The organism is Stenotrophomonas sp. TWI273 (assembly GCF_039674765.1).
Taxonomy (GTDB): domain Bacteria; phylum Pseudomonadota; class Gammaproteobacteria; order Xanthomonadales; family Xanthomonadaceae; genus Stenotrophomonas.
In genome coordinates, this window is sequence record NZ_JBDJOA010000006.1 from 42,153 (window position 1) to 64,331 (window position 22,179).

The 22,179-nt window shown below is 67.0% G+C and carries 22 protein-coding genes; 13 read left to right on the top strand and 9 right to left on the bottom strand.

Annotation, left to right across the window (positions count from 1 at the left end):
• The first annotated feature begins 129 nt into the window (after positions 1–129).
• Positions 130–1,269, top strand: coding sequence for a YncE family protein (locus tag ABE571_RS10035; protein ID WP_346493652.1), 1,140 nt, complete (start codon positions 130–132; stop codon positions 1,267–1,269).
• Positions 1,270–1,423: 154 nt separating this feature from the next.
• Here ABE571_RS10035 and ABE571_RS10040 read toward each other — a convergent pair whose 3' ends face one another.
• Positions 1,424–2,320 (bottom strand): HNH endonuclease, encoded by an 897-nt coding sequence (locus ABE571_RS10040; protein ID WP_346493653.1) that lies wholly within the window; start codon positions 2,318–2,320, stop codon positions 1,424–1,426.
• 175 nt (positions 2,321–2,495) lie between these two features.
• Here ABE571_RS10040 and ABE571_RS10045 point away from each other — a divergent pair, with 175 nt between their 5' ends.
• The 3 genes from ABE571_RS10045 to ABE571_RS10055 all read left to right on the top strand — a co-directional run bounded on the left by ABE571_RS10045 (position 2,496) and on the right by ABE571_RS10055 (position 4,707).
• Positions 2,496–3,074, top strand: coding sequence for a hypothetical protein (locus ABE571_RS10045; RefSeq protein ID WP_346493654.1), 579 nt, complete (start codon positions 2,496–2,498; stop codon positions 3,072–3,074).
• A gap of 532 nt (positions 3,075–3,606) precedes the next feature.
• Positions 3,607–4,419: an alpha/beta hydrolase gene (locus ABE571_RS10050; RefSeq protein ID WP_346493655.1), complete on the top strand. Its 813-nt coding sequence runs from the start codon at positions 3,607–3,609 to the stop codon at positions 4,417–4,419.
• A 111-nt stretch (positions 4,420–4,530) separates the two neighbouring features.
• Positions 4,531–4,707 carry a hypothetical protein gene (locus ABE571_RS10055; protein ID WP_019185714.1) on the top strand — a complete coding sequence of 59 codons (177 nt, stop codon included), beginning with the start codon at positions 4,531–4,533 and terminating at the stop codon, positions 4,705–4,707.
• 12 nt (positions 4,708–4,719) lie between these two features.
• Here the strand turns inward: ABE571_RS10055 and ABE571_RS10060 are convergent, their stop codons facing one another.
• Entirely contained in the window at positions 4,720–5,562 is an 843-nt protein-coding gene (locus tag ABE571_RS10060) for an MnmC family methyltransferase (protein ID WP_346493656.1), read from the bottom strand.
• Between the two features lie 193 nt (positions 5,563–5,755).
• Here ABE571_RS10060 and ABE571_RS10065 point away from each other — a divergent pair, with 193 nt between their 5' ends.
• The gene (locus tag ABE571_RS10065) at positions 5,756–6,241 is read left to right on the top strand and encodes a transposase (protein ID WP_346464052.1); all 486 of its coding nucleotides are present in this window, start codon (positions 5,756–5,758) and stop codon (positions 6,239–6,241) included.
• Between the two features lie 146 nt (positions 6,242–6,387).
• Here the strand turns inward: ABE571_RS10065 and ABE571_RS10070 are convergent, their stop codons facing one another.
• The gene (locus tag ABE571_RS10070) at positions 6,388–6,807 is read right to left on the bottom strand and encodes a hypothetical protein (protein ID WP_346483051.1); all 420 of its coding nucleotides are present in this window, start codon (positions 6,805–6,807) and stop codon (positions 6,388–6,390) included.
• Positions 6,808–6,919: 112 nt separating this feature from the next.
• Here ABE571_RS10070 and ABE571_RS10075 point away from each other — a divergent pair, with 112 nt between their 5' ends.
• The gene (locus ABE571_RS10075) at positions 6,920–7,252 is read left to right on the top strand and encodes a hypothetical protein (RefSeq protein ID WP_346481370.1); all 333 of its coding nucleotides are present in this window, start codon (positions 6,920–6,922) and stop codon (positions 7,250–7,252) included.
• A 14-nt stretch (positions 7,253–7,266) separates the two neighbouring features.
• Here ABE571_RS10075 and ABE571_RS10080 read toward each other — a convergent pair whose 3' ends face one another.
• The gene (locus ABE571_RS10080) at positions 7,267–7,638 is read right to left on the bottom strand and encodes a MerC domain-containing protein (protein ID WP_313220082.1); all 372 of its coding nucleotides are present in this window, start codon (positions 7,636–7,638) and stop codon (positions 7,267–7,269) included.
• A gap of 70 nt (positions 7,639–7,708) precedes the next feature.
• On the opposite strand from ABE571_RS10080, the gene ABE571_RS10085 reads away from it, so the two are divergent.
• Positions 7,709–9,040 (top strand): GTP-binding protein, encoded by a 1,332-nt coding sequence (locus ABE571_RS10085; RefSeq protein WP_346493657.1) that lies wholly within the window; start codon positions 7,709–7,711, stop codon positions 9,038–9,040.
• Between the two features lie 9 nt (positions 9,041–9,049).
• Here the strand turns inward: ABE571_RS10085 and ABE571_RS10090 are convergent, their stop codons facing one another.
• Positions 9,050–10,660, bottom strand: coding sequence for an ABC-F family ATP-binding cassette domain-containing protein (locus tag ABE571_RS10090; protein ID WP_346493658.1), 1,611 nt, complete (start codon positions 10,658–10,660; stop codon positions 9,050–9,052).
• 175 nt (positions 10,661–10,835) lie between these two features.
• The gene (locus tag ABE571_RS10095) at positions 10,836–11,738 is read right to left on the bottom strand and encodes a LysR family transcriptional regulator (protein WP_265309750.1); all 903 of its coding nucleotides are present in this window, start codon (positions 11,736–11,738) and stop codon (positions 10,836–10,838) included.
• 304 nt (positions 11,739–12,042) lie between these two features.
• Between ABE571_RS10095 and ABE571_RS10100 the strand changes: the two genes are divergently transcribed.
• Positions 12,043–13,245: an MFS transporter gene (locus tag ABE571_RS10100; RefSeq protein WP_346493659.1), complete on the top strand. Its 1,203-nt coding sequence runs from the start codon at positions 12,043–12,045 to the stop codon at positions 13,243–13,245.
• Between the two features lie 106 nt (positions 13,246–13,351).
• Positions 13,352–14,299: a polysaccharide deacetylase family protein gene (locus ABE571_RS10105; RefSeq protein ID WP_346493726.1), complete on the top strand. Its 948-nt coding sequence runs from the start codon at positions 13,352–13,354 to the stop codon at positions 14,297–14,299.
• Between the two features lie 9 nt (positions 14,300–14,308).
• Here the strand turns inward: ABE571_RS10105 and ABE571_RS10110 are convergent, their stop codons facing one another.
• On the bottom strand, positions 14,309–15,913 hold the full coding sequence (locus tag ABE571_RS10110) for an EAL domain-containing protein (RefSeq protein ID WP_346493660.1): 1,605 nt from the start codon (positions 15,911–15,913) through the stop codon (positions 14,309–14,311).
• 281 nt (positions 15,914–16,194) lie between these two features.
• On the opposite strand from ABE571_RS10110, the gene ABE571_RS10115 reads away from it, so the two are divergent.
• A complete protein-coding gene (locus ABE571_RS10115) occupies positions 16,195–16,968 on the top strand; it encodes a lytic transglycosylase domain-containing protein (RefSeq protein WP_346493661.1) in 774 nt (257 codons plus the stop codon).
• Between the two features lie 9 nt (positions 16,969–16,977).
• Here the strand turns inward: ABE571_RS10115 and ABE571_RS10120 are convergent, their stop codons facing one another.
• Positions 16,978–18,504, bottom strand: a complete 1,527-nt coding sequence (locus ABE571_RS10120) for a hypothetical protein (protein ID WP_346493662.1) — start codon at positions 18,502–18,504, stop codon at positions 16,978–16,980.
• A 139-nt stretch (positions 18,505–18,643) separates the two neighbouring features.
• Between ABE571_RS10120 and ABE571_RS10125 the strand changes: the two genes are divergently transcribed.
• Entirely contained in the window at positions 18,644–20,728 is a 2,085-nt protein-coding gene (locus ABE571_RS10125) for a gluconolaconase (protein ID WP_346493663.1), read from the top strand.
• Positions 20,729–20,734: 6 nt separating this feature from the next.
• Here the strand turns inward: ABE571_RS10125 and ABE571_RS10130 are convergent, their stop codons facing one another.
• Positions 20,735–21,109, bottom strand: a complete 375-nt coding sequence (locus ABE571_RS10130) for a YciI family protein (RefSeq protein ID WP_313211742.1) — start codon at positions 21,107–21,109, stop codon at positions 20,735–20,737.
• Between the two features lie 189 nt (positions 21,110–21,298).
• Between ABE571_RS10130 and ABE571_RS10135 the strand changes: the two genes are divergently transcribed.
• Positions 21,299–21,718 carry a YciI family protein gene (locus ABE571_RS10135; RefSeq protein WP_313211743.1) on the top strand — a complete coding sequence of 140 codons (420 nt, stop codon included), beginning with the start codon at positions 21,299–21,301 and terminating at the stop codon, positions 21,716–21,718.
• A gap of 26 nt (positions 21,719–21,744) precedes the next feature.
• Entirely contained in the window at positions 21,745–22,167 is a 423-nt protein-coding gene (locus ABE571_RS10140) for a VOC family protein (RefSeq protein WP_346464035.1), read from the top strand.
• Positions 22,168–22,179: the final 12 nt, after the last annotated feature.

Below are 22,179 nucleotides of genomic sequence, written 5' to 3' on the forward strand. Positions count from 1 at the left end.
CCCTGGCCGCTCCTGTTAAGATGACCGAAACAGCCAGCCTGCCCACGTCTTCCGATTGTGTGGCTGGCCGCTATCAGCGGCCACGCGAGCCAAGGATATCTCTCCGAAGCCTTTCACAAGGAAGCTCGCATGTACCGCAATTCCGTAATCCGCTCGGCCGCTCTGGCCTTCGCCATCTCCCTGAGCCTTGGCGCCCCGTCCGCGTTCGCCGCTGACCAGGCCACCGCATCCGCCAGCGCCTCCGCCGTTGAGCGTAAAGCTGTCGCCCAGGGCCTCTATGAGCTGGCTTTCAGCCCCAAGCAGAACGCCGTGTTCGTCGCCTCCTCGGGCGGCTTTGGTGATGCCGCTGGTCCGTCCCAGGTCCTGCGTCTGAACCCGGAAACCCTGGTCGTCGAAACCGCCATCCCGCTGGAACGCAAGGCGTTCGGCGTAGTGCTGGACGATGCAAACAACCGTCTGTACGTCGGCAACACCGTCGATACCTCGGTCACCGTGGTCGACACTGCCACCAACAAACCGGTCGGCATCGTGCAGTTGATGGAAAAGAAGGTCAACAAGGATGGCAAGGCCGCCTACACCCACGATCTGCGCGAGCTGGTCGTCGATGGCGCCAACAACCGCCTGTACGTCACCGGTCATTCGGGTGAGGGCAGCGTGCTGTTCGTGGTGGATACGCAGTCGCTGAAGGTCATCAACACCATTCCGGGCCTGGGCAACGCCAAGGCACCGGGCCTGGCACTGGATGCCAAGGCCAAGCGCGTATACACCTCCAACCTGCTGGCCGAAGTCGTCACTGTCAGCACCGACAGCGGCAAGGTCGAGCAGCGCTTCAAGGTCAGTGCGGAGCAGCCGATGAACATCGCGCTGGATTCGGCCGGCAAGCGCCTGTTCGTGACCGACCAGGGCTCGGAGATGATCCGCAAGTACCAGGCCAGCAGCTCGGGCTTCGAATCGAAGCATCCGGGCCAGCGCGTGCTGGTGCTGGACCGTTCCACCGGCAAGGAACTTGCCAGCATCCCGACTGATGCCGGTCCGCTGGGTATCCTGCTGGACGCACCGCGCAAGCGCCTGTACGTGACCAACCGCGATGGTGGCACGGTGACCGCGTACAACAGCGACACCTACAAGCAGGTGGCCACATACGCGGTGCCGACGCACCCGAACAGCCTGGCGCTGGATGCCAAGAAGAACGTGCTGTACGTGACCGTCAAGAACGGTGACAGCGAGCCGAAGGGCAGCGAAGAGTCTGTTGCGCGGATTGCGCTGTAAGACCTAAGTGTGTCACGCCGCCCGGTTGCCTCCGCGCACTGGGCGGCGGCCTTTTTCCAAGCGCCTCGTCACTGAGGATTGGGCTTAAGACTGCTCCGCAACACTACGTGCATGTGGGGCGTCGATCGTGCGCTATGCCCCTCCTCTCTACGCATCAGCCGCGGAAGAAGTGCTTCCTATGCCATGCGAGATAGTCCCGGTGAGGGTGGAGCCTTTGCTGATGAGGAAGGATCAGTGGACGCCCAGGTTGCAGCCAGGCATCGAGCTGCTCCGGGATCCCATCCGGAGAGATCATCAGGGTGTACTCGTCTGTGACCGAGATCAGCCCGCGATCAAACAGCCAGTGAACGGTGCCCGTCAGCGCGATGCCGTTGCGGACCACATCAGGTCCGTCCGAAGAGACCGCTCTAACGTGCGCTGCTTGCACCTCTGGCTTGCCAGCAGCATCCAGGACTTTTAGACCTGTCACCGCACATGTATTGCCATAAGCCTCACGCACCTGACGCCGGAAGGCGGCATTGCGAAATCGCCTAGATACCACCTGCTGGATGATTGGTCGCGGTACCACTTCAGGAAGCGGCTCCTCCTCCGGAACGGCGACACCTTCTAAGTGAAAGCCAGGCTCTGCAGGCTCTAGGTCGAACCCTTCTTTGAGTATCAAGGCAAATTCGGCGTCCGGCAGATTACGAACCGATCGCCCGAAGGCGCCGCGATTTGTTCCGCCGTCTTCGCGGCGGAGCAGCGACTCGTAGTAGAAATCCCCGCGTTTAAACGGCACGGGATGGTCGAAATCCAGGCGTTCGGCAAGGTCAGCGTAGAAAAGTCCGTTCGTCTCTGGATCCGGCCGGACGTTTGTGACACGAGCAACGGCAAAGTACGCCTGCGCGCCTCCCGCGCTGTTAGCCCCATCGTTCCTGCGTGGTTGGTAAAAGATGACAAGGTCACCCTCCGCCGCCTGAACTTGACGGAGATAGGTCTTCGGGAAGTGGTAGAGGTCCACCGCGTCCCGATACTCGGAATTCTCCGAGACCGTGAAGATAGCCTTTGTCATCCTTGCTCCCCTTATTCCGTAGGCAAAGCCTATCAGGCAGAGGGCGGAGGATACAGAGGGCTATGGGACAGGTCATGACGGCATGCCAGGACCAGTCAGCTGTTCGGCTGCGGATCCTTAAAGCCCATCCCTTTAGCTGCCGATACCAGTGGCTCGCAGTCGAACGGAGCTGTAGATGATTGACATAGAGCTGCTTGAGAAGCTTGGCATACCAGGCTTCGGTTCGGCATTGGTGCTTGTTGCTGTTGCTATAGGGACCGCGCTGTACAAGCTGTTTCAGGCGGGGAAACAGGGGCGAAAGGAATGCTTAGAGCTCTGGGATCGGAACAAGATAGACGACCCATTTTGGCTTGAGTCCTTCTTCCACCATCGCTTCGGTCAACGCCCCGCGCCCGCTGAATTGCTCAGAGAAGCGGTCACTGCCAAAAGCCCTTCCCGTCCTCTTAATGATCTTGCGATGAACTGGCGGTACTTCGAAGGATCGAGACTTGGGAATCTCACGTGGAAGAGGAGGTTCAGGCGGCGCCAGCTGTTTCGTACGCTGGAACAGCTCGCGCTGCTAGCGCTCTATGTAGCTTTCGTCGCGGTCGGTGTGATGCTGTTCTACATCCCAATGCTGGAAGCGAAGGCACTGGGGATCACATCCATTTTGTTAGGCGCATCCTCATTCTGGACGCTACTCCAGGTGGGTGGCGCAACCGGGGCACTCTCTAGGCTACGTTCCTTAGGCATGCAATCGGAATCTGCGGACTAGCGATCACTGCCATCGGGTGTTTGCGCATTGCCAGTTTCCAGATGTCAGCCAGGCGGCCACCTGCGCGCTTCCCTCTAAGTTGGGCGTTCTCTGACGACAATGTCATGTCCGCGCAACAGCAAACAGCTGGGACAGCACTCGCTCGCTGGCATCCGCCGCAGTGCAGCGCTCAACACCGCCCGCGTTGCCGGGTGCGCGCCAAGACCATGCAGCAACAGGGTGATAGCCAACCCGCAGCAGAGAGCGCTGGGCGGGCTGGGCACTGCGCGGACGGCAGCCTCAGGCGTGATCTCATGACAATCCATGTACCGGCTCCCACCCTCGACGATGCCCCATCGCAACTATCGTCCTGGGGTGTCGCAGATCCTGAGATCGTGGCCTCTGATTCCTCCCTCTCACCCCTGAACGCCCCGGCAGGTATCAGTCAGCCCTGTGCACGGCACGTCAGCGACATCGCGCTTTCTTTCACGGCTCACCCAACCCCGTCTCCCTAGGATCGAACCTTCCTTCCCCATCGCTCCAAGGAGTTCCCATGGCTGCTTCCCGCGTTCGCCTGCACGTTGAAGATTCCGGTGGTACCGGCCGCCCGGTGGTGCTGATCCATGGCTGGCCGCTGTCGGCCGAATCGTGGAAGGCGCAGGTCCCCGCGCTGCGCGAGGCGGGCTACCGCGTGGTGGCCTACGACCGCCGTGGTTTCGGACGCTCGGACAAGCCGGCCGACGGCTACGAGTACGACACGCTCGCCGATGATCTGGACGGTGTGATCGAGGATCTGGGCCTGAAGGACGCCACCCTGGTCGGCTTCTCCATGGGCGGTGGTGAAGTGGCGCGCTATGTCGCCAAGCACGGCGAGTCGCGCCTGCACAGCGTGGTGTTCGCCTCGGCGGTGCCGCCCTACATGCTCAAGACCAGCGACAACCCCGAGGGCCCACTGACCCAGGAAAAGGCCGATGAAATGCGCGAAGGCCTGGAGAAGGACCGTGACACGTTCTTCGATGGCTTCACCAAGGATTTCTTCAGCGCCAACGGCGAGCTCAAGGTCAGCGAGGAAGAGCGCCAGGCCGCGATCAAGCTCTGTCAGCAGTCCGACCAGACCGCCGCGCTGGGCTGCATGAAAGCCTTCGGCACGACCGACTTCCGCGACGACCTGAAGAAGGTGACGGTGCCGACCCTGGTGTTGCACGGTGACAGCGATGGCACGGTGCCGTTCGAGGGCTCGGGCAAGCGCACCCATGCGGCCATCGCGGGCAGTGAGGTGGTGGTGCTGAAGGACGCGCCGCATGGCTGCAATGCCAGCCATGCCGATGCGTTCAACAACGCACTGTTGGACTTCCTGAAGAAGTAAGTCGCAGCTCGTTCGCAGATCGCGCCCGGCACGTTGCGATGACGTGTCGGGCGTTCTTGTACGCTCCACAGACCAAGCGAAAGTGCGGCGCTACGCCACACGAGACCACCCATGCGCCAGTCCCAGACACCGCCCTGGAAGAAGCCCAGTCCCAACGGGAAGAAGAAGTCGCAGCCGCTCTCCGAGGCGCAGAAGGATGCGGCACGTCAGCGCGCCGAGGAAAACGGGCGGCGCTACCCCAATCTGGTCGACAACATGTGGGCGGCCAAACTGCCACGTGGCAGTTGACCAGCCCTCTGCTCAGCGCTTGACCGCGAGCACCCCATCCATCGCCAGCTCGGCCTTGAACCCCGCCTTTTCCAGACGCTTGGCGACCTCGCGCGGCACATCGCGGCCGCTGGTCAGTTTGTTCGGCGCGCCGGTGTAATGGAACATCCGGCCGCCCTTGCGGATGACGCGTGCGAGCTGGTCGTAGAACACCTGTGAATACAGTTCGCCGGCGATGCCGAAGCGCGGCGGATCGTGCAGGATCGCATCGACCGAGGCGGTCTCCAGCCCTTCGATCTCCTGCGACACATCACCTTGGCTCAGCGCCAGCCGACCGCCGCTGCTGTCCGCGTCCGGATCGGGCGACCACGGATTGAGCGTGCGCAGCCACAGCACATCCGGATTCTTCTCGAACGAGCGGATACGGGTCACCCCACCTTCCAGGCAGCACGCCGCGAAGTAGCCCAGGCCGCCACAGGTATCCAGAACGGTCTTGCCGGCCGGTGCGATCAGCGCGACCTTGCGGCGGGCATCCTCGAACGGGGAGACCTGCGCGCTGGGCAGCATCTTGATGCCGTCGATCTCGAAGGTCGGCGCGTCCCAGTCGGTCGGCACCAGCTTGATCAGCGCCGAGCCAAAGCGCGAGATCGCCAGGAACTCTTCGCCGTCCCAGTAGTACAGGGTGCGGTCCTTGGTCTTGCCGGGATAGGCATAGATCTCGCCCTTCCACTGCCAGTGGTCGGCCGCCAGCGTGGCGGTGCCGGTGGAGCGGCCGAGGTCGAGCGAGCCGGTCCATTCCCCGGTGCCGGCATCGCGGGCGCGGGTCAGGCTCTCGGCGAGCGGGCGGGTCAGCAGGGGGCCGGTGTAATGGGGCACGGGATCTCAGGCCGCGGCGCGAGCGCCAGACGGTATGGCAGTCAGGGGTGGGCATCGTACCTGAGAAGCCACTGGCCGGCCGTCATGCGGCCCGTTCATGACGGGAGCCCGACCCTTGGATGCGCTGAGCTCCGAGGTGCTCACAGGGAGTGCGCTGATCGTGGCTCGGCCTGCCGCTTTGGATACTTGGGCCATGTCCTACGACCACATCCTCTGGCCGACCGGCACCGCCTACTTCTTCAGCGCGCACCTGCGCGATCGCAGCAGCAGCCTGCTGGTGGAACAGGCGCAGACCCTGCGATTGGCGTTCCGGGTGGCGCAGCAGGCGCGGCCGTTCCGGATCAACGCGATCGTGGTGCTGCCGGACCATCTGCACGGGGTGTGGACGCTGCCGGAGGGCGATGAGGAAGGCCATCGTCGCTGGGCGCAGATCCAGGCGATCTTTGACCGCCAGTTGCCGATGGGCGAGCCGCGGCTGCAGCTCCGGCGTGATCGCAGCCTGCGGCCGCTCTGGCACAACGGCTTTCGCGAGCATCGGATCGTCGACGCCGAAGACCTGCAGCGGCATGTGGCGTATGTGCACCACAACCCGGTCAAGCACGGGCATGTGCGTGATGCGACGCAATGGCCATACAGCTCGATCCATCGTGGCCGCCGCGAGCCGGAAGAGGGCGGCTGACGGATGGGAGTGGGGGTTTGCCCGCGGAAGTGTGCGGCAGGCGATATCGGGGGATGAGGGTGGCGGACCGGGCTACTGGTGCGGGCATGCGGTGGGCCGCAGCCAACATCAGTGGCCCGGTAGGCGCGCGCGACGCACGTTGGCGATCAGGGGCACTTCACCGCGAACACCGGCCCGGCGCCGATCAGGACCAGCGCCATGTAGTCGCTGTCCTTGGCTTTGCCCTTGAGCGTGGCCCCCGGGTTGAACTTGAAGATGCCGAAGCCGCCACCGGGGCGCACCAGGGCCTTGTTGATCTGATCGGCATCGTCGCGGAAGAACTGGGCGATCTCGGCGCGGCTGGATTCCTGCAGCGGTGTGGCGTCGCGCTGCCATTGTTCATCGCGGTTGAAGGACACGTAGTACTGCCCCTGCTGCTGCTCGATGCGGAATTCCGCCGGCTTGCGCGCGTGGGTGGAGAAGCAGCCGAGCATCGGATCGGACGAAAACACGCCGGCGCTGTTGTCCTTGCCGCAGCCGGTCAGCAGGAGCGGGGAGAGGAGGAGCAGGCTGGTCAGTACGCGCATGGCAGATCCTGGCGACGGGTGTTTCAGCATTGTCCAACACCGCATGAAAAGATGCCGTCTGTGTGCGTCGCGGGCGATGGTGTACGGTGATGCGATTCTCAGGAGACACCCCGTGCCGCCCGATTCTCCGCAAGCGCCGCGCTCGCCGTCGACGACGCCGATCTCGGCCCAGCGACTGCCGCTGCTCGGCCTGGTCAGCTTCCTGGGCCTCCCCGTCGGGGCCGCCGCCGCCCACATCGCCACCGCCGCCAATCATGGTGTCACCGCCGGCGCCAGCACCACAGGCGTCTCCATCGGCGTCCTCGCTTCAGCGGCCGTGGGTCTGATTGCCACCGTGGGCTCTCGCGTGCGTCAGGAACGCTGGCCGTGGCTGGGCATCATCGGCGCGGTACTCAGCGCCGCGCCGCTGGTGCTGTTCCTGGTCGGGATGATGTTCAAGCACTGAGCCGAGCCGGCCGCTCAGTGCCGGTGCCGCCGCCAGGCGTTCCACACATGCGTGCTGGCCAACAGCAGGCTGCCGACCACCGTCATCGGGGTTTCGGCCTCGTGGCTCGGCCAGCCCATGGCGCCGGCCAGCAGCAACAGCAGCCCGACCAACGCGGCGGCCATCGCCAGCACGGGCAGGCGATGCTGGCGGTGCGCGCGCCATAGCGCGAAGCCGGTCACCGGCGCGGCGATGGCCACGAACAGGGCATGCACCCACTCGGCCTCGGCCCACACGCCCAGCAGCGGGAGCATCGCCGCGAGCAGCGGCAGGGCCAGGCAGTGCAGCAGGCATAGGCCGGACAGCGCGATGGCGCCGGCATCCAACAGGGCAGAGGATCGCTTCATGGGGCGTGGGGGTCTTGGTCTGTGAATGTTATATAGTAACATTTCAATTCCACTTCTGACCTGCTGCGCCATGACTGCCTCTGCTGCCCTTCATGATTCCCGTCTGCCGGTGACGGTGCTGTCCGGCTTCCTCGGTGCCGGCAAGACCACCGTGCTCAATCAACTGCTGCGCAATCGCGAGGGTCGCCGGGTGGCGGTGATCGTCAATGACATGAGTGAGATCAACGTCGATGCGCAGCTGGTCCGCGAGGGTGGCGCCGCACTCAGCCGCACCGAGGAGACGCTGGTGGAGTTCAGCAACGGCTGCATCTGCTGCACGCTGCGCGATGACCTGCTGCTCGAGGTGCGGCGGCTTGCGGCGGAGGGACGCTATGACTATCTGTTGATCGAGTCGACCGGGATCGCCGAGCCGATGCCGGTTGCGGCGACCTTCTCGGTGCGCGATGAGGGCGGCTTCAGCCTCAGCGACATCGCGCGGCTGGATACGCTCGTGACGGTGGTCGATGGCGCGCAGTTCCTGCACGACTTCGGCTCCAGCGATCGGCTGATCGACCGCGGGCAGCAGGCGGGTGAGGACGACGACCGCGGTGTGGTCAATTTGCTCGCCGAGCAGATCGAGTTCGCCAATGTGATCGTGGTCAGCAAGTGCGATCTGATCGATGACGACACCCTGCAGTCCACGCTGGCCGTGCTGCGTGCAATGAACCGCGATGCGCGGCTGCTGTTGTCCGAACACGGCAACGTGCCGCTGCACGAGGTGCTCGATACCGGCCGCTACGATTTCGTCAAAGCGCAGTTGGCACCGGGCTGGATGCAGGCGCTGCGTGGTCAGCACACGCCGGAGACCGAGGAATACGGCATCACCAGTTTCGTCTACCGCTCGCGCCGGCCGTTCCATCCGCAACGCTTTGCGCGCTTGCTGGAGACCGGGCTGGGCAGCGTGATCCGCAGCAAGGGCTTCTTCTGGCTGGCCAACCGCATGGACTCGGTGGGCGAGCTCTCCAGTGTCGGTGCGGCCACGCAGACCTCGGTCGCGGGGGTCTGGTACGCCTCGCGCGAGCGCATGGAGGCGGGCTTGGAGAACACCGTGCCCGAGCTGTCACCCACGCGCGTGCCCTACACGGATATCGGCTGGGCCCGCCAACAGACGGCGTGCTGGACCGCGTCGCTGCCCAGCGTGGAGCAGGTTGGCGATGCCGGTGAGTACCAGGCGATGCGCAGGCTGTGGCATCCCTGGTGGGGCGACCGCCGCCAGGAGCTGGCGGTGATCGGCGTAGCGATGGACGAGCACGCGGTGCGTGCCGAGCTGGATGCCTGCCTGCTCAACGATGAGGAACTGCGCGCCGGGCCGCTGTTGTGGCAGTTGCTGCCGGACGCGTTCCCGGCGTGGGCGCGCGCGTAGCCGCCGACGCTATACCGGCGTCAGCTGCCAGCCCTGATCGGATGCGCGCAGGGTATGGCTCAATCCCACCGCCTCCAGCAGCGCGGCATCATGCGACACGATCATCAACGTGCCGCTGTACTGGCTGAGCATCTGCTCCAGCGCGGTCAGCGAGGGCAGGTCGAGGTGATTGCCGGGTTCGTCGAGCAGCAGCAATTGCGGCGACGTCTGCGCGTACAGCACGGACGCCAGTGCTGCCTTCAAGCGTTCGCCACCGCTGAGCGTGGCCAACGGCCGCAGGCTGCGCTCGGCATCCAGGCCGAGCAGGGCCAACTGCGTGCGCAGCGTGCCTTCGTCGGCCACCGGATGCGCGCGCTGCAGTAGTGACAGCGCTGATGCGTCATCGGGCAGCATCGTAAGGGACTGATCGAGCAGGGCGACGCTGGCCGAGACCTCGACATGCCCCGACACCGGCACCAACGTGCCGGCCAGCAGCCGCAGCAACGTGGATTTGCCGCTGCCGTTGCGGCCCTGCACGCCGATCCGATGGCCGCGCTGCACGGTGAGATCCAGCGTGTTCCCGGGCGCCTGCACCCACGGCAGTTCGGCGGCGATGAGCTCGGCCACGCGCTGGGGCCCTGGCTGACGGATCACCGGGGCGAGCAGGGCGATTTCGATGTCCTGCTCCACCTCCCCGGCAGCCTCGCGCACGCGCGCATCCAGTTCGGTACGTCGCTCGCTCTGCTGTGTTTGCCAGCGGCCGGCGCTGTGCTCGCTGCGGTTCTTCATGCCACCGAGCAGGATCGGTGCCTGGTTGGCGGTGCGTGCATCGCGTGTGGCGCGCGCCTGCCGATGCTCCATGCGCTCACGCTGATCGCGCAGCTCGGTCTGCTGCTGGCGACGCTCGCGCTTGCGCAGGGCCAGCTCGGCCTCGGCACTGCGCCGCTCGTCCTGCTTCTGTTCGGCGTAGAGATCGTAGTTGCCGCCGTACTGGCGCAGCCCGCTTGGCGACAGTTCGACGATGCGCGTCATGTGCCGCAGCAGCGTGCGGTCGTGGCTGATCACGATCAGGCCGCCGTGCCAGCGCTGCAGCGCCTCGATCAAGCGTGCGCGGTGGGCGGCGTCGAGGTGGTTGCTGGGTTCATCCAGGATCAGCCCCTCGGCACCGGACAGGAACGCACCGGCCAGCGCGACCTGCATCGCCTGGCCACCGCTGAGCGTGGCCGCCGGCCGCAGGGGATCCAGCGCGGGCAGCCCGAGCAGCTGCCACTGCGCCTGCAGCTGCTCGCGGAGGTCCCAGCGCTCACCCACGTGAGTGAAGTCGTCCGGATCGACGCTGCCGGCTTCGATACGGTGCAGGGCATCAAGCACCGCGCCGACGCCGGCCAGATCGGCGATGCGGCCAGCGGGTCCGCCGCTGTGCTGCGTGAGCAGGTGCACCGGCCCGCTGCGCAGGATGCGGCCGGCGGTGGGCGTGAGATCGCCACTGAGCAGGTGCGCAAGCAGGCTTTTGCCCACGCCGTTGCGCCCGACCAGGCCGGTCGGGGTGCCGTCGAACGCGGCGGACAGTTCGGAAAACAGGACCCGGCCGTCGGGCAGGGTATGCGTCACGCGATCGAGCGTGAGAGCGAATGCGGTCATGCGACCTCCATTGGATGCCAAAGACTCCCCTCCTGCAGAACAGGCGGGTGGAGACGGGCCGTCAGACGACGGCGGCATCAATGGCGCATGTAGGCCTACCTCGGCAACAAAGGCGGCTGGCTGCCGCGTGGCCAGTATAAAACCGCCCGGCGGCAGGGCGATGAACGCCGCCTGCTCAGCAGCTGACCCCCGTCAGCCGGGCGCTGATGAAATCGATGAAGACCCGCAGCTTGGGCAGCACATGGCGGCCGGAGGGCCACAGCAGGTAGAAGGTGCCGCAGGCATGGATGCGGTCAGCCATGACCCGTTGCAGGCGGCCGTCGGCCAGGGCTTCGCGCACCGAGTGCTCGGGGATGTAAGCGATGCCGCGCCCGGCCAGAGCGAAGGCCAGCCGCGCTTCGATCGTATTGCTGACCATCGAGACCGGCAGTGCCAGCGGGGCGGCGCCCGGCGTCTGCGGCAGCGGCCACGGTTCCAGCTTGCCGCTGCTGGGGAAGCGGTAGTGCAGGCAGTCGTGGTGCAGCAGGTCCTCGGGCACACGTGGCGTGCCGCGCCGCGCCAGGTAATCAGGGGAGGCGACCAGATAGCGCGGGAACACGCCGAGCTGTCGCGCGCTCAGGCGCGAGTCGGTCGGCGCGCTGACCCGCAGCACGGCGTCGAAGCCTTCCTCGATCACATCCACCAGGCGGTCATCGAAATCCAGCTCCAGGCGGATGCCGGGATAAGCGGCCATGAACTCGGTGAGCAGCGGCAGCGAGATGTCGCCGACCAGCGGCAGGCTGACCCGCAGCACCCCCGTGGGCGCCTCGGTCTGCTGGACCAGCTCATCGCGGGCGGCGTCACGCTCATCGAGGATGCGCCGGCACCGGACCAGGAAGCGCTCGCCCTCGGCGGTGAGAGTGACGCTGCGGGTGCTGCGATGGAACAGCCGCACGCCGAGTGCCTGCTCCAGCCGCGATACCGTCTTGCCGGCCGCCGAGGCGGAGATGCCGAGCATGCGGCCGGTCTCGACGAAGCTGCGGGTGTCGGCGACCTGCACGAAGGTCTGCAGGTTGCCGAGGTTGTCCAAGGCTGACATGGGCGGTTGCACGGGGTGAAAGAGGCACTGTAACGGCCGGCAGGACCTGCGGGGCGGGCGCCGGCGGCATTGGCCCGCAACACTGCGGTGCGCGGGTGCCTGGTGCCGGCCGAAGACCTTGCGGGGAGGGCGCTTCACCGATTGCGGCCTCGCCGGTCCGGAATGTGCGGAGCGCCACCCGGCTGTTTCCCTGGCGGCTCACCGCCTACCGTGGCGCTCCCCCTTCTGCTGGTGCCCCCATGTCTTCCCTCCCGGACCTCCGCGAGCCCACGTCCTTCGATGCGGCACCCACCCAGGCGCGCCCATGAGCGGGCACGCGGTCGATTCCACCGCCCTCCCCCTGCCCAACGCCGCCAGCCGGTTGCCGTTCGGCGGGCTGCTGGCGCTGGCCTGCGCGGGCTTCATCACCATCCTCACCGAGGCGCTTCCGGCCGGCCTGCTCTCCCCGATGAGCGCCGATCTCGGCCTCAGCCGCGCGCTGGTCGGGCAGCTGGTCACGATCTACGCCCTGGGCTCGCTCGTCGCCGCATTGCCGATGACCGCGCTGACCCGGCGCTGGCCGCGGCGCCCGCTGCTGCTCACTGCGATCGCCGGCTTCGTGGTGGTCAACACCATCACCGCGATGACGCACCACTACGGCCTGATGCTGGTCGCGCGCTTCTGCGCGGGCATCAGCGCGGGCCTGCTGTGGTCGCTGGTGGCCGGCTATGCCAGCCGCATGGTGGTGCCGCAGCTGCAGGGCCGCGCGATCGCGGTGGCGATGGTCGGCACGCCGCTGGCACTGTCGCTCGGCATTCCGGCCGGCACCCTGCTCGGCCAGACCATTGGTTGGCGCTGGGCGTTCGGGTTGATGTCGCTGCTGAGCGTCGGCTTGCTGGTGTGGGCGCGGCTGGTGCTGCCACCCTTGCCGGCCCCGGGCGCGGCGGCCCAGCAGCCGCTGGGCAACGTACTGCGGCTGCGCGGCATGCGCACTGCGCTGCTGACGATGTTCCTGTACGTGCTGGCGCATAACGTGCTCTACACCTATATCGAACCGTTCGCGGCGCTGTCCGGCGCGGCGGCCTGGCTGGATCGCCTGCTGCTGGTGTTCGGCGTGGCCGCGCTGGTCGGTATCTGGATCACCGGGCTGCTGGTGGACCGCTGGCTGCGCGAACTGGTCATTGCCAGCACGCTGGCGTTTGCGTTGTCGGCCGTGGCGTTCGGGCTGTGGCCGGGCACACCGTGGGTGCTGCTGATCGGCACGGTGGTGTGGGGGGTGTCGTTCGGGGGCGTTGCCACCCAGTTCCAGACCGCGGTGGCACGTCGCGCCGATGAGGCCGGTGACATCGCGCAGTCGTTCGTGGTGACCGGCTGGAACCTGGCGATCGCGCTGGCCGGCATCGTCGGCGGGGTGATGCTGGAAACCATGGGCGAGCGCTGGCTGCCGGCGGTCCTGCTGGTGCTGCTGTTGGCCACGTTGGTGGTGGTGCTGCGCCAGCCGCGTGCGTGGGCCCCGATCGCGCACTGAGCCGAGCCGCCGCACACGGCAAGGTGAGCCGCGATACCCGGCGCTATGCTGGGGCCGGGTATCGCGATGGGAGTGGCAGGTGCGTAACGGAGTCCTTCGAAGTGGCCTGCTGGCGCTGCTGTGCCTGGCCGGGGTCGCACAGGCGGCTGAGCCGGATCGACGCATCGCGCTGACGATCGATGATCTGCCCTGGCAGCGCCTGGACGAACGCGCCGAGCCCGAGCTTGCCGCCCGTCATGCACAGTTGATCGCAGCCCTGAAGCGGGCCGACGTGCCGGTGGTGGGGTTCGTCAACGAGGTCAAGCTGGCGCTGGACGGACAGGTGCAGCCAACGCGGGTACAGATGCTGCGCGACTGGCGCGATGCCGGTGTCGAACTGGGCAACCACACCTACGGCCATGTCGATCTGCACGCGATCGGCCTGGCCGCGTATGAGCAGGACATCCTGCGCGGTGAAGCCACCTTGCGCCCACTGCTGGCCGAAACCGGGCAGGCACCGCGCTGGTTCCGGCATCCGTATCTGCGTGCCGGGCAGTCACCGCAGGAACGCGCTGCGCTCGGCGCGTTCCTGCAGCAACATGGTTATCAGGTCGCGCCGGTCACGGTCGACAACAGCGAATGGATCTGGGCCTTCGCCTACGATCACGTGCGCGATACCGAGCCCGATCCGGTCGCGCGGGAGGCTCGCCTGCGCCAGCTGCGTCGCGGCTATGTGCCCTACATGCTCAACAAGCTGGACTACTACGAGCAGCAGGGGCAGCAGCTGCTGGGCCGGTTGCCTGCACAGGTGTGGTTGATCCACGCCAATGCGCTCAGCGCGGACTGTGTGGAAGAACTGGTCGCCGCCACGCGCCGGCGCCGCTATCGCTTCATCTCGCTGGAGGCGGCACTGCAGGATCCGGCCTACCAGCATGCCGATGGCTACAACGGCGCCGGGGGCATCAGCTGGATCCAGCGCTGGGCGATGGCCGAGGGCAGACCGAAGGCGTTCTATGTTGGCGAGCCGCAGGTCCCGGCGTGGGTGATGACGCTGGCCGGCCTCGAGGCGGAATGACGCAACGGCTCAGGCCGGCGTGTCGCCGTTGGGGTTCTGCATGTCCTCCGGTGCCTGTCCGTACTGCTGCTGGCGCTGCTGGTGGAACGCCATGAACTCGGCCGGCGGCAGTGCCTTCGAGAACAGCCACCCCTGCCCGAACTCCACCTGGCGCGCCTGGAGATAGGCGAGCTGGGCCGGGGTTTCCACGCCCTCCGCCACGGTGAACAGCCCGAGCGTCTTGGCCATGTCGATGATGTGCGAGGTCACCGGGCTGGTGGCGCTGTCGGTGCCGATCGCATCGATGAACGACTTGTCGATTTTCAGTGCATCCAGCGGCAGCTGCTGCAGGTACTGCAGGCTGGAATAGCCGACACCGAAGTCATCGATCGCCACGCAGTGACCCATGCGCCGCGCATTGGCCAGGCTGGTGCGCGCGCGGCGGAAATCGATGAAGCCGCGCTCGGTTGCCTCCAGCCAGATCTGCTGGGGGTGGATGCCGGTGCCGTGCAGCTTGCTCGACAGCACCTTCAACGCCCGGCCACTGCTGACATCCTCGGCGGCCAGGTTGATCGCGATGTGCGCGGTGCGGTCCTGTATCAGCAGCGTGCGCATGTCGGCGATCACATGGTCGATGACCTGATCGGTCAGCGCCTCGATCAGCCCGGCTTCCTCGGCCAGCGGAATGAACAGATCCGGCCGCACCAGCGTGCCATCGGGCCGACGCCAGCGCACCAGCGATTCGGCGCCCACGCAGATGCCGGTGTCCAGCTCGATGATCGGCTGGTAGTGCATGAAGAACTCGCGCCTGCGCACCGCCGTGGCCAGTTCGCCCCGCAGCGACAGCCGCCGCCGCGACAGCCACACCACACCCCCGATCGCCGCCAGCGCGCCGAGCACGCCCAGCGGAATGAACTGCCCGATCTGGTGGCGGAACGCGGCGACCAGATCGGTGCGCGGGGCGGTCGCAACGGCCAACCACTCCTGGTCCTGCGCGGTGGCGTAGAGCGTCTGGCTTTCCATGCCGCTGGCCGGCTCGCGCAGCAACCGCTGCAGCAGCTTCTGGTCCTGGATGTCCTGCTGCGCGATCAGGCGCCCGTCCGGGCTGGCTACCGCCAGCCGCACGTTGGGGTCGGCGATCACATCGACCAGCCGCGCCGGGTCCATCAGGATGTCGTACTGCCCGAAGCTGAGCGCCATCAACGGCTGCTCCAGATTGCCGGCCAGCGGCCGGACGCCGAGGGTGATGCCGGCGCCTTCGGCGGTCACGTACCCGGGCGTGGGCTGCGGGATCTCGGCCGTCACCGGCCCCCACGAATTGCAGACCAGCCGGCCCTGTTCGAAGTAGCCCACCTGCTCGGCCGAATGGGTACGCATGGCCAGGCTGCGCATCAGCTGCAGGTGCTCGGGTGAGCAGGGCACCAGTGTGCTCTGGTTGAGCTCGTGCAGGGTGGTCAGTGCCATCTCGTAGGCACGATGCGCGCGCTGCAGGGTGCGCTCGGCCGTGGTCTGCAGCCGCACCTGCTCGGATTCGCTGGCGCGGCTCCAGGTGAAATAGAACACCGTGGCGATCGGCACCAGGGCGCCCAACAGGGCGAGCACTACAGTGACGGCGATGATCCTGGCGCGGTTCAAACAGACCTCGATGCCTAGTCGAAAAGGGGTTCCATGGCAGCCCGACGGGCCAGGGCATTCACTGCCCCGAGCCGCTATATGACCATCAGTCCGCGGGGATTGAAACACTGCCGCGCGCCGGGACGGGCGGGAGCGGAGGCGGGACGCTCCATGAGGGGTTGAATCCGTCAGCCCTGGGCAGGGCGCCAGCGCGTGCCCAGCGGCAGCCCGGTATTCACCTTCGGTTCGCGCCCCCGGCCGGATCATCGCGCCGCACCCTTCCGTGCCCCGATCCGAGCCCGATGAATCCGACCCTGCCTGCCGCGTTGGCCCTGTTGTCGTTGCTGCTGCCTGGCCTGGCATCGGCGCGCACGGTCTATCGCTGCGTGCAGAGCAACACGGTCAGCCTGGCCACCGCGCCGGAGCCGGGCTCCAGATGCACCCCGCAGCAGATCGACGACAACGCCGTGCAGACCCCCAACCTGTGGGGCAACATGGGCGTCTTCAGCGGCACCCTGTACGAGCGTGAGCAGGAGGGTGCGCTGGTCTACTCCACCCGCAACCTGCCCGGCTCGCGCGTGTTCCTGAAGTTCACCGTGGCCACGCCCCCGGGCGAGCCGGCGCACGAAGGGCTGGGCAAGGTCGGTACGCCGCAGTTGAACCGGCATGCCAAGCAGTTCAAGGCGGCAGCCAAGGCCACCGGCGTGGACGATGCCTGGCTGCGCGCGATCGCGCATGCCGAGAGTGGCTTCGATGCCGGCGCGATCTCACCCAAGGGCGCGCAGGGCGTGATGCAGCTGATGCCCGATACGGCCACCGAATACGGCGTGGCCGATCCCCTCTCGGCCGAGCAGTCGATCAGCGGTGGCGCGCGTTACATGAAGGCGTTGCTGCGGCGTTACAAAGGCGACCGCGTACTGGCTGCGGCCGCGTACAACGCCGGGATCGGTGCGGTGACGCGCTACAAGGGCGTGCCCCCGTATGCCGAGACGCTGGCCTATGTGGAGAAGGTCAGCGCGTTGTACGTGCGCTACCGCGAAGCGATGGGGTTCAAGGTGGAGACGCCGGCGAAGTAGGGGCCGGGCTCAGCGCGAGGAGCCGCGTGCGACGATCGCGTACGCGTCACTGCGGCCGACGGCGTTCAACGCCGCTTGGACATCGCGGCGCGCCACCACCTGCCACCAGCGGCGATCGCGCTCCGCATCGCCGGGCAGCGAGGGCACCGTGACAAAGCGCTGGACCGACAGCAGGGTATCGCTGCGGTGCTGGGTGGATTGCAGTCTGCCGATCAGATGCGCGGCCGCGGCGTCCAAGGCGTTGTCCTCCAGCAGGGCCTCCATGAAATAGCCTGCGGCAACATCGTCATGCGCCTGGAGCCATGCCTTTGCCTGTTCGGCACGGGCCAGATCGCCAAGCTGGCGGTAGGCCGCAAAGCGCACCCACTGCTGCACCGCTTCACCGTACGGGCTGAGGTTGTCGCCGATGCCGTTGGCGGTCTCCAGTGCCTGGCGGGGCTGCAGGATGCCGGTCTGCCACACGGCCAGATTCAGGCGCTGGCTGACATTGCTGCCGCCGCCCTCCGAGAAGCGGCCCGCGAACGTCATGGTGGCCATCGCCGTCTCGATGTCGCCCAGCCGTCGCTGGGCGATGGCACGACTGTTGAGCAGCCACGCGAGGTCGCCGGACCCCTCGAAGGTGTCCGGAATGCCCGGGCCGGCAGCCACCTTGGCCGCCCGGTCCGTCATCGCGAGGACGTCCTCGTTCTTTCCCATCAGCAGCATCGCCTCGCTCATCGCAGAGAGCGCGGTCACGTTCTCCGGCGCCAGCAGCGTGTCCAGCCGCAGCGTGTCCAGATGGCGCTGGGCAGACTGTTGTGGATCGAAACGAGGGCTGTCGCGATCGATGAAGCGATCAAAGCGCTTGTCCGCGCGCAGGGCGATGACTTCCATCGGGGTATCAATGCGCGCAAGGGTGGCCGCGACCCGTTCGGACTGCTCGGCATTGATCTGAAGCAGCGCGAGCGTACGCCAGAAATCAGTCGGCTCCACGCCATCGGGCTTCCACTGGCGCTGGAACAGCACCTCGAGGAACGCGCGCAACACATCCTCCTGGCCCTGCAACCGCTGGATGAACTGCGCGGCCATGTTGATGCTGACATCGCCCGCGAATGAAGGCGCCAGCTGCACTGCACGGGTGATGTTCCGGATGCCGTCGAGCGGATTGCCCTCCTGGGTATCCAGTGCCCCGAGCAGATACAGCACACGCGGTTCATCCGGCGACAGCTGGCGTGCGCTCTGCAGGTATGTTCGTGCGAGCCCCGTCTGACCGGTCTGCAGCGCGGTCCACGCCGCCTGGCTGTAGGCCTCGAGACGGTCGGCCTGCGACAGCGTGGGCAGGGCAGGGCTCGCCAGCAGGCGTTCAAAGGCAATCAGTGCACCCAACGTGTCGCCCTGTGCGGCTTGATCGGCCGCATCGGCGACGGCGTCGCGCAGGACCTGCGCCTGTGGCGCTGTTGTGCCATCGCCGGTGTCGACACGGGCGTGGACGGGACTGCTGCCTGCGATCGCCAGCGCAAGCACCAGGGCACTACGATGACGTTGCAGGCGCCGCATGACGGTGTCCTTCCATGGAATGAACCCCGATTGAAACCGGAACGTGGCGTCCGCACAAGTCGCGTTCGTCGTGCAGGGTTTGCAGGCGCGCTGCGAGCGGCTAAGGTCGTGTCCCGAACAGCAGCAGGCAAGGACGGCGATGACGCGCGGACGATGGACGATGGTGGTGCTGATCGCCACCCTGATGGCAGCAGCGCTGGTCTGGACCTTCCTGCGCGAACCGGCGGCGCCGGCACCGCCACCGGGCCCGGTGGCGACGGCCCTGGGTTGGACGCCGCAGATCAGCGTGCTGGCCGGCGACGGCGTCGGCGGCAGCACGGAAGGCCCCGCCGCCCAGGCGCGCTTTGCCGATCCGTACGGCGTGGCCGTGGATGCACACGGCATCGTGTACATCGCCGATGCCGGCGACAACAACCGCATCCGCCGCGTCCATCCCGACGGCCGCGTGGACACCCTGGCCGGGCAGGGCGAGGGCTGGCGCGATGGCGCTGCCTTGCAGGCGCAGTTCAACACGCCCTCCGGGATCGCGCTGGATGCCAGCGGCAACGTCTTCGTCGCCGATACCGGCAACCACGTGATCCGCCGCATCGCGGTGGACGGCACCGTGAGCACGCTGGCCGGTGATGGCCAGCGGGGCTTCGTCGATGGGCCGGCCGCGCAGGCGCGTTTCGATGGGCCGATGGGCGTGGCGGTGGACGCCGGCGGCCGCGTGTACGTGGCCGATACCTACAACGACCGCATCCGCGTCATCGAACCCGATGGACGGGTGCATACCGTCGCGGGCGGCGAACGCCCGGGCATGCTCGATGGCTTGGGCACGGTCACCCGCCTGGATACGCCGGTGGCGCTGGCACTGGATCCGCACGGCAATCTGCTGATCGCCGACCTGTTCAACAACGCGATCCGCCAGCTTGCACCGGATGGCACGCTGAGCACCCGCGTCGCCGATGGGGGCCTGCTCAGTGGTCCGCTGTCGTTGGCGGTGACCCACGACGGGGTGATCTATGCCAGCGACATCAACGGCAAGGTGGTGCAGATCTCGGCGCAGGGGCATCAGCTGGCCTTGGCGGGGGTGCCGCCGCAACCGCGCTTCGCCCGTCCCACCGCGCTCGCGCTCGATGCCGAGGGTGGTCTGTACCTGGCCGATGCCGCGTCCTACCGTGTGCACCGGCTGCGTGCGCTGGCGGCAGGAGAAGCCGCGCCGCCGGCGCTGATCGGCCCGGCGCCGGACGCGCCGCTGCCGCAGACCGCCGGCCGGTGGCCACTGGCCCCGCAGGACGGGTGGCATGAAGTGGTCGGCACCCTGGGTGAAGTGCGCGGCGACTTCAAGGGCGAAAGTCGCCACCACCTGCACGGTGGCTTCGACATCCGCGGCGATGTCGGCCAGCCGGTGCTGGCGATTGCCGACGGCAAGGTGGATACGCCGTTCGCGGCGTGGTCAGTGGGTGGCCAGGCCGAGGGCCTGTCACTGGGCCGGCTCAAGTACATCCACATGAAGGTCGGCCGCGACCCGCGCGATCGTCCGTTCGATGCGCGCTGGCAGCCACTGTTCGGTGAGGACGGCACGTTGGCGCGCATCCGCGTGCGCCGTGGTACGCGCTTCGCTGCAGGTGAGGCGCTGGGCAGCATCAACCGCATGGCGCATGTACACCTGAGCGTGGGTGCCAGCGGCTTCGAGCGCAATGCGGTGGCGCTGGGCTTCATCGATTACGCCGACACCTTCGCGCCGCGCATCACCGAGGTGGCGGTGCTGGACGATCTGGATCAGCCGATCCAGGCCGGCGCCGATGGCCGCATTGCAGTTCCGAGGCAAGGCCCGGGCGTGCAGATCGTGGTGGAGGCGTGGGACCAGGTGGACCGCAACCTGCCGCGGCGGCGGCTGGGGCTGTACCAGGTCGGCTACCAGGTGCTGGATGCGCAGGGCCAGCCGTTGGCCGGCTACGAGCAGCCGCGCTTCAACATCGTCTTCAACCGGATGCCGCGCGAAGACAGCGCCACCCGCGTGGCCTACGCGCCGGACAGTGGCATCACCGTGCATGGCAGCGCGGTCACCCGGTTCCGCTACCTGGTCACCAACACCGTGCGCGATGGGCTGGTCGAGACCGGGCGCTGGCAGCCCGACGCGTTGCCGGCCGGCGACTACATCCTGCGTGGCAGTGCGCGTGACTACAGCGGCAATGAGGCCATCGGCCCGCGCGATCTGAAGATCACGCTGTTGCCCTGAGCCATGTCAGGCGCCGACGCGCACGCGTTCGGCGTCCATGTCGGCCAGCGGGCGCACCTCGATGCTGCCGAAACGTGACCACGGGAACTGCTGGGCGATGCGCATCGCCTCGGCGTGGTCCGGCGCGTTGATCAGATTGAAGCCGGCCAACAATTCGTGGGTTTCGGCGAACGGGCCATCGGTGATGCGGGTCTGGCCCTGGCGCACGCGCAGCGTACGCGCGCTGTCGACCGGTTCCAGCTTCTGCGCGAGCACCAGCGTGCCCTCGGCCTGCAGGCGGTCGGCATGCTGCAGGCAGTCGTGCATCAGGCGGTCGTACTCGTCGCCGGGCAGGGCCTGCAACAGGCCTTCGTCGATGTAGATCAGCAACAGGAATTGCATGGCCGGACCGGGGTGAGCGGGGGAAACGGCATGATGCCCCAGCCCGCGCCCGGGACGTGTTGCAGCGCCGCAGCGGTGCCCCGTTCAGGGGCGGAAAAATAAACCCGTGCGGCGTGTCGATTTCCGCCCTGCGGGCACGTTGTATCCAGTGAACGGCCCGGGTGACGGGCTGGCACACAGGAGCATCCCGTGAAAGTCATGGTACTGGTCAAGGCAACGGCGGCCACCGAGGCCGGTCAACTGCCCACCGAGCAGGAAATACGCGCCATGGGCGCTTACAACGAACAGCTGGTCCAGGCCGGGATCATGCTGGCCGGCGAGGGCCTGCACCCGACCGCGCGCGCCCGCCGGGTGGCGTTCGGCAGTGAACCGCCGCGTGTCATCGATGGGCCCTTCGCTGAAACCCGCGAGCTGGTCTGCGGGTTCTGGCTCTGGCAGGTGCGCTCGCTGGACGAGGCCACCGAATGGCTCAAGCGCGCCCCGTTCGCTGCCGGGGATGTGGTCGAGCTGCGGCCGATCCTCAGTGCCGAGGATTTCGGCGCGGCCTTCACTCCTGAATTACAGGCGCAGGAACAGCGTCTGCGCGACCAGATCGGCACCGCCGATTGATCCCCCCGCATCCCTGGAGCATTCCCATGAAACTGATTCCGTTCCTCGGCTTCAACGGCAAGACCCATGACGCCATGGCCTTCTACGCGCAGGTGCTCGGCGGTAAGGTCACCTCTGAAATGAAGTACCGCGACATGCCTCCCATGGAAAGCCAGGAGGGCTGTGGCGAGATGCCGCCGGAGACACTGGACCACGTTGCCCACAGCCAGCTGGAGGTTGGCTCGGCGGTCCTGATGGCCGCCGATGGCCCGTCGTCGGACGGGCAGGGCAGCACCACGATCAACATCGAGGTCGACTCGGTCGACGAAGCCGAGCGTGTGTTCAAGGCGCTGGCCGACGGGGGTGAGATCAAGATGCCGATCACCGAGACCTTCTGGGCCCATCGCTGGGGCTTTCTGATCGACCGCTACGGCAAGCCATGGATGGTCAACTGCATGAAGCAGCCCTGAGCCCGGACCGGC

Coding starts and splice junctions, on each gene's coding strand:
- ABE571_RS10120 (WP_346493662.1), bottom strand. CDS start 18,504: ATGCGGCGCCTGCAACGTCATCGTAGTGCCCTGGTGCTTGCGCTGGCG.
- ABE571_RS10100 (WP_346493659.1), top strand. CDS start 12,043: ATGAGCGGGCACGCGGTCGATTCCACCGCCCTCCCCCTGCCCAACGCC.
- ABE571_RS10065 (WP_346464052.1), top strand. CDS start 5,756: ATGTCCTACGACCACATCCTCTGGCCGACCGGCACCGCCTACTTCTTC.
- ABE571_RS10055 (WP_019185714.1), top strand. CDS start 4,531: ATGCGCCAGTCCCAGACACCGCCCTGGAAGAAGCCCAGTCCCAACGGG.
- ABE571_RS10050 (WP_346493655.1), top strand. CDS start 3,607: ATGGCTGCTTCCCGCGTTCGCCTGCACGTTGAAGATTCCGGTGGTACC.
- ABE571_RS10045 (WP_346493654.1), top strand. CDS start 2,496: ATGATTGACATAGAGCTGCTTGAGAAGCTTGGCATACCAGGCTTCGGT.
- ABE571_RS10095 (WP_265309750.1), bottom strand. CDS start 11,738: ATGTCAGCCTTGGACAACCTCGGCAACCTGCAGACCTTCGTGCAGGTC.
- ABE571_RS10140 (WP_346464035.1), top strand. CDS start 21,745: ATGAAACTGATTCCGTTCCTCGGCTTCAACGGCAAGACCCATGACGCC.
- ABE571_RS10090 (WP_346493658.1), bottom strand. CDS start 10,660: ATGACCGCATTCGCTCTCACGCTCGATCGCGTGACGCATACCCTGCCC.
- ABE571_RS10070 (WP_346483051.1), bottom strand. CDS start 6,807: ATGCGCGTACTGACCAGCCTGCTCCTCCTCTCCCCGCTCCTGCTGACC.
- ABE571_RS10085 (WP_346493657.1), top strand. CDS start 7,709: ATGACTGCCTCTGCTGCCCTTCATGATTCCCGTCTGCCGGTGACGGTG.
- ABE571_RS10125 (WP_346493663.1), top strand. CDS start 18,644: ATGACGCGCGGACGATGGACGATGGTGGTGCTGATCGCCACCCTGATG.
- ABE571_RS10035 (WP_346493652.1), top strand. CDS start 130: ATGTACCGCAATTCCGTAATCCGCTCGGCCGCTCTGGCCTTCGCCATC.
- ABE571_RS10080 (WP_313220082.1), bottom strand. CDS start 7,638: ATGAAGCGATCCTCTGCCCTGTTGGATGCCGGCGCCATCGCGCTGTCC.
- ABE571_RS10115 (WP_346493661.1), top strand. CDS start 16,195: ATGAATCCGACCCTGCCTGCCGCGTTGGCCCTGTTGTCGTTGCTGCTG.
- ABE571_RS10130 (WP_313211742.1), bottom strand. CDS start 21,109: ATGCAATTCCTGTTGCTGATCTACATCGACGAAGGCCTGTTGCAGGCC.
- ABE571_RS10040 (WP_346493653.1), bottom strand. CDS start 2,320: ATGACAAAGGCTATCTTCACGGTCTCGGAGAATTCCGAGTATCGGGAC.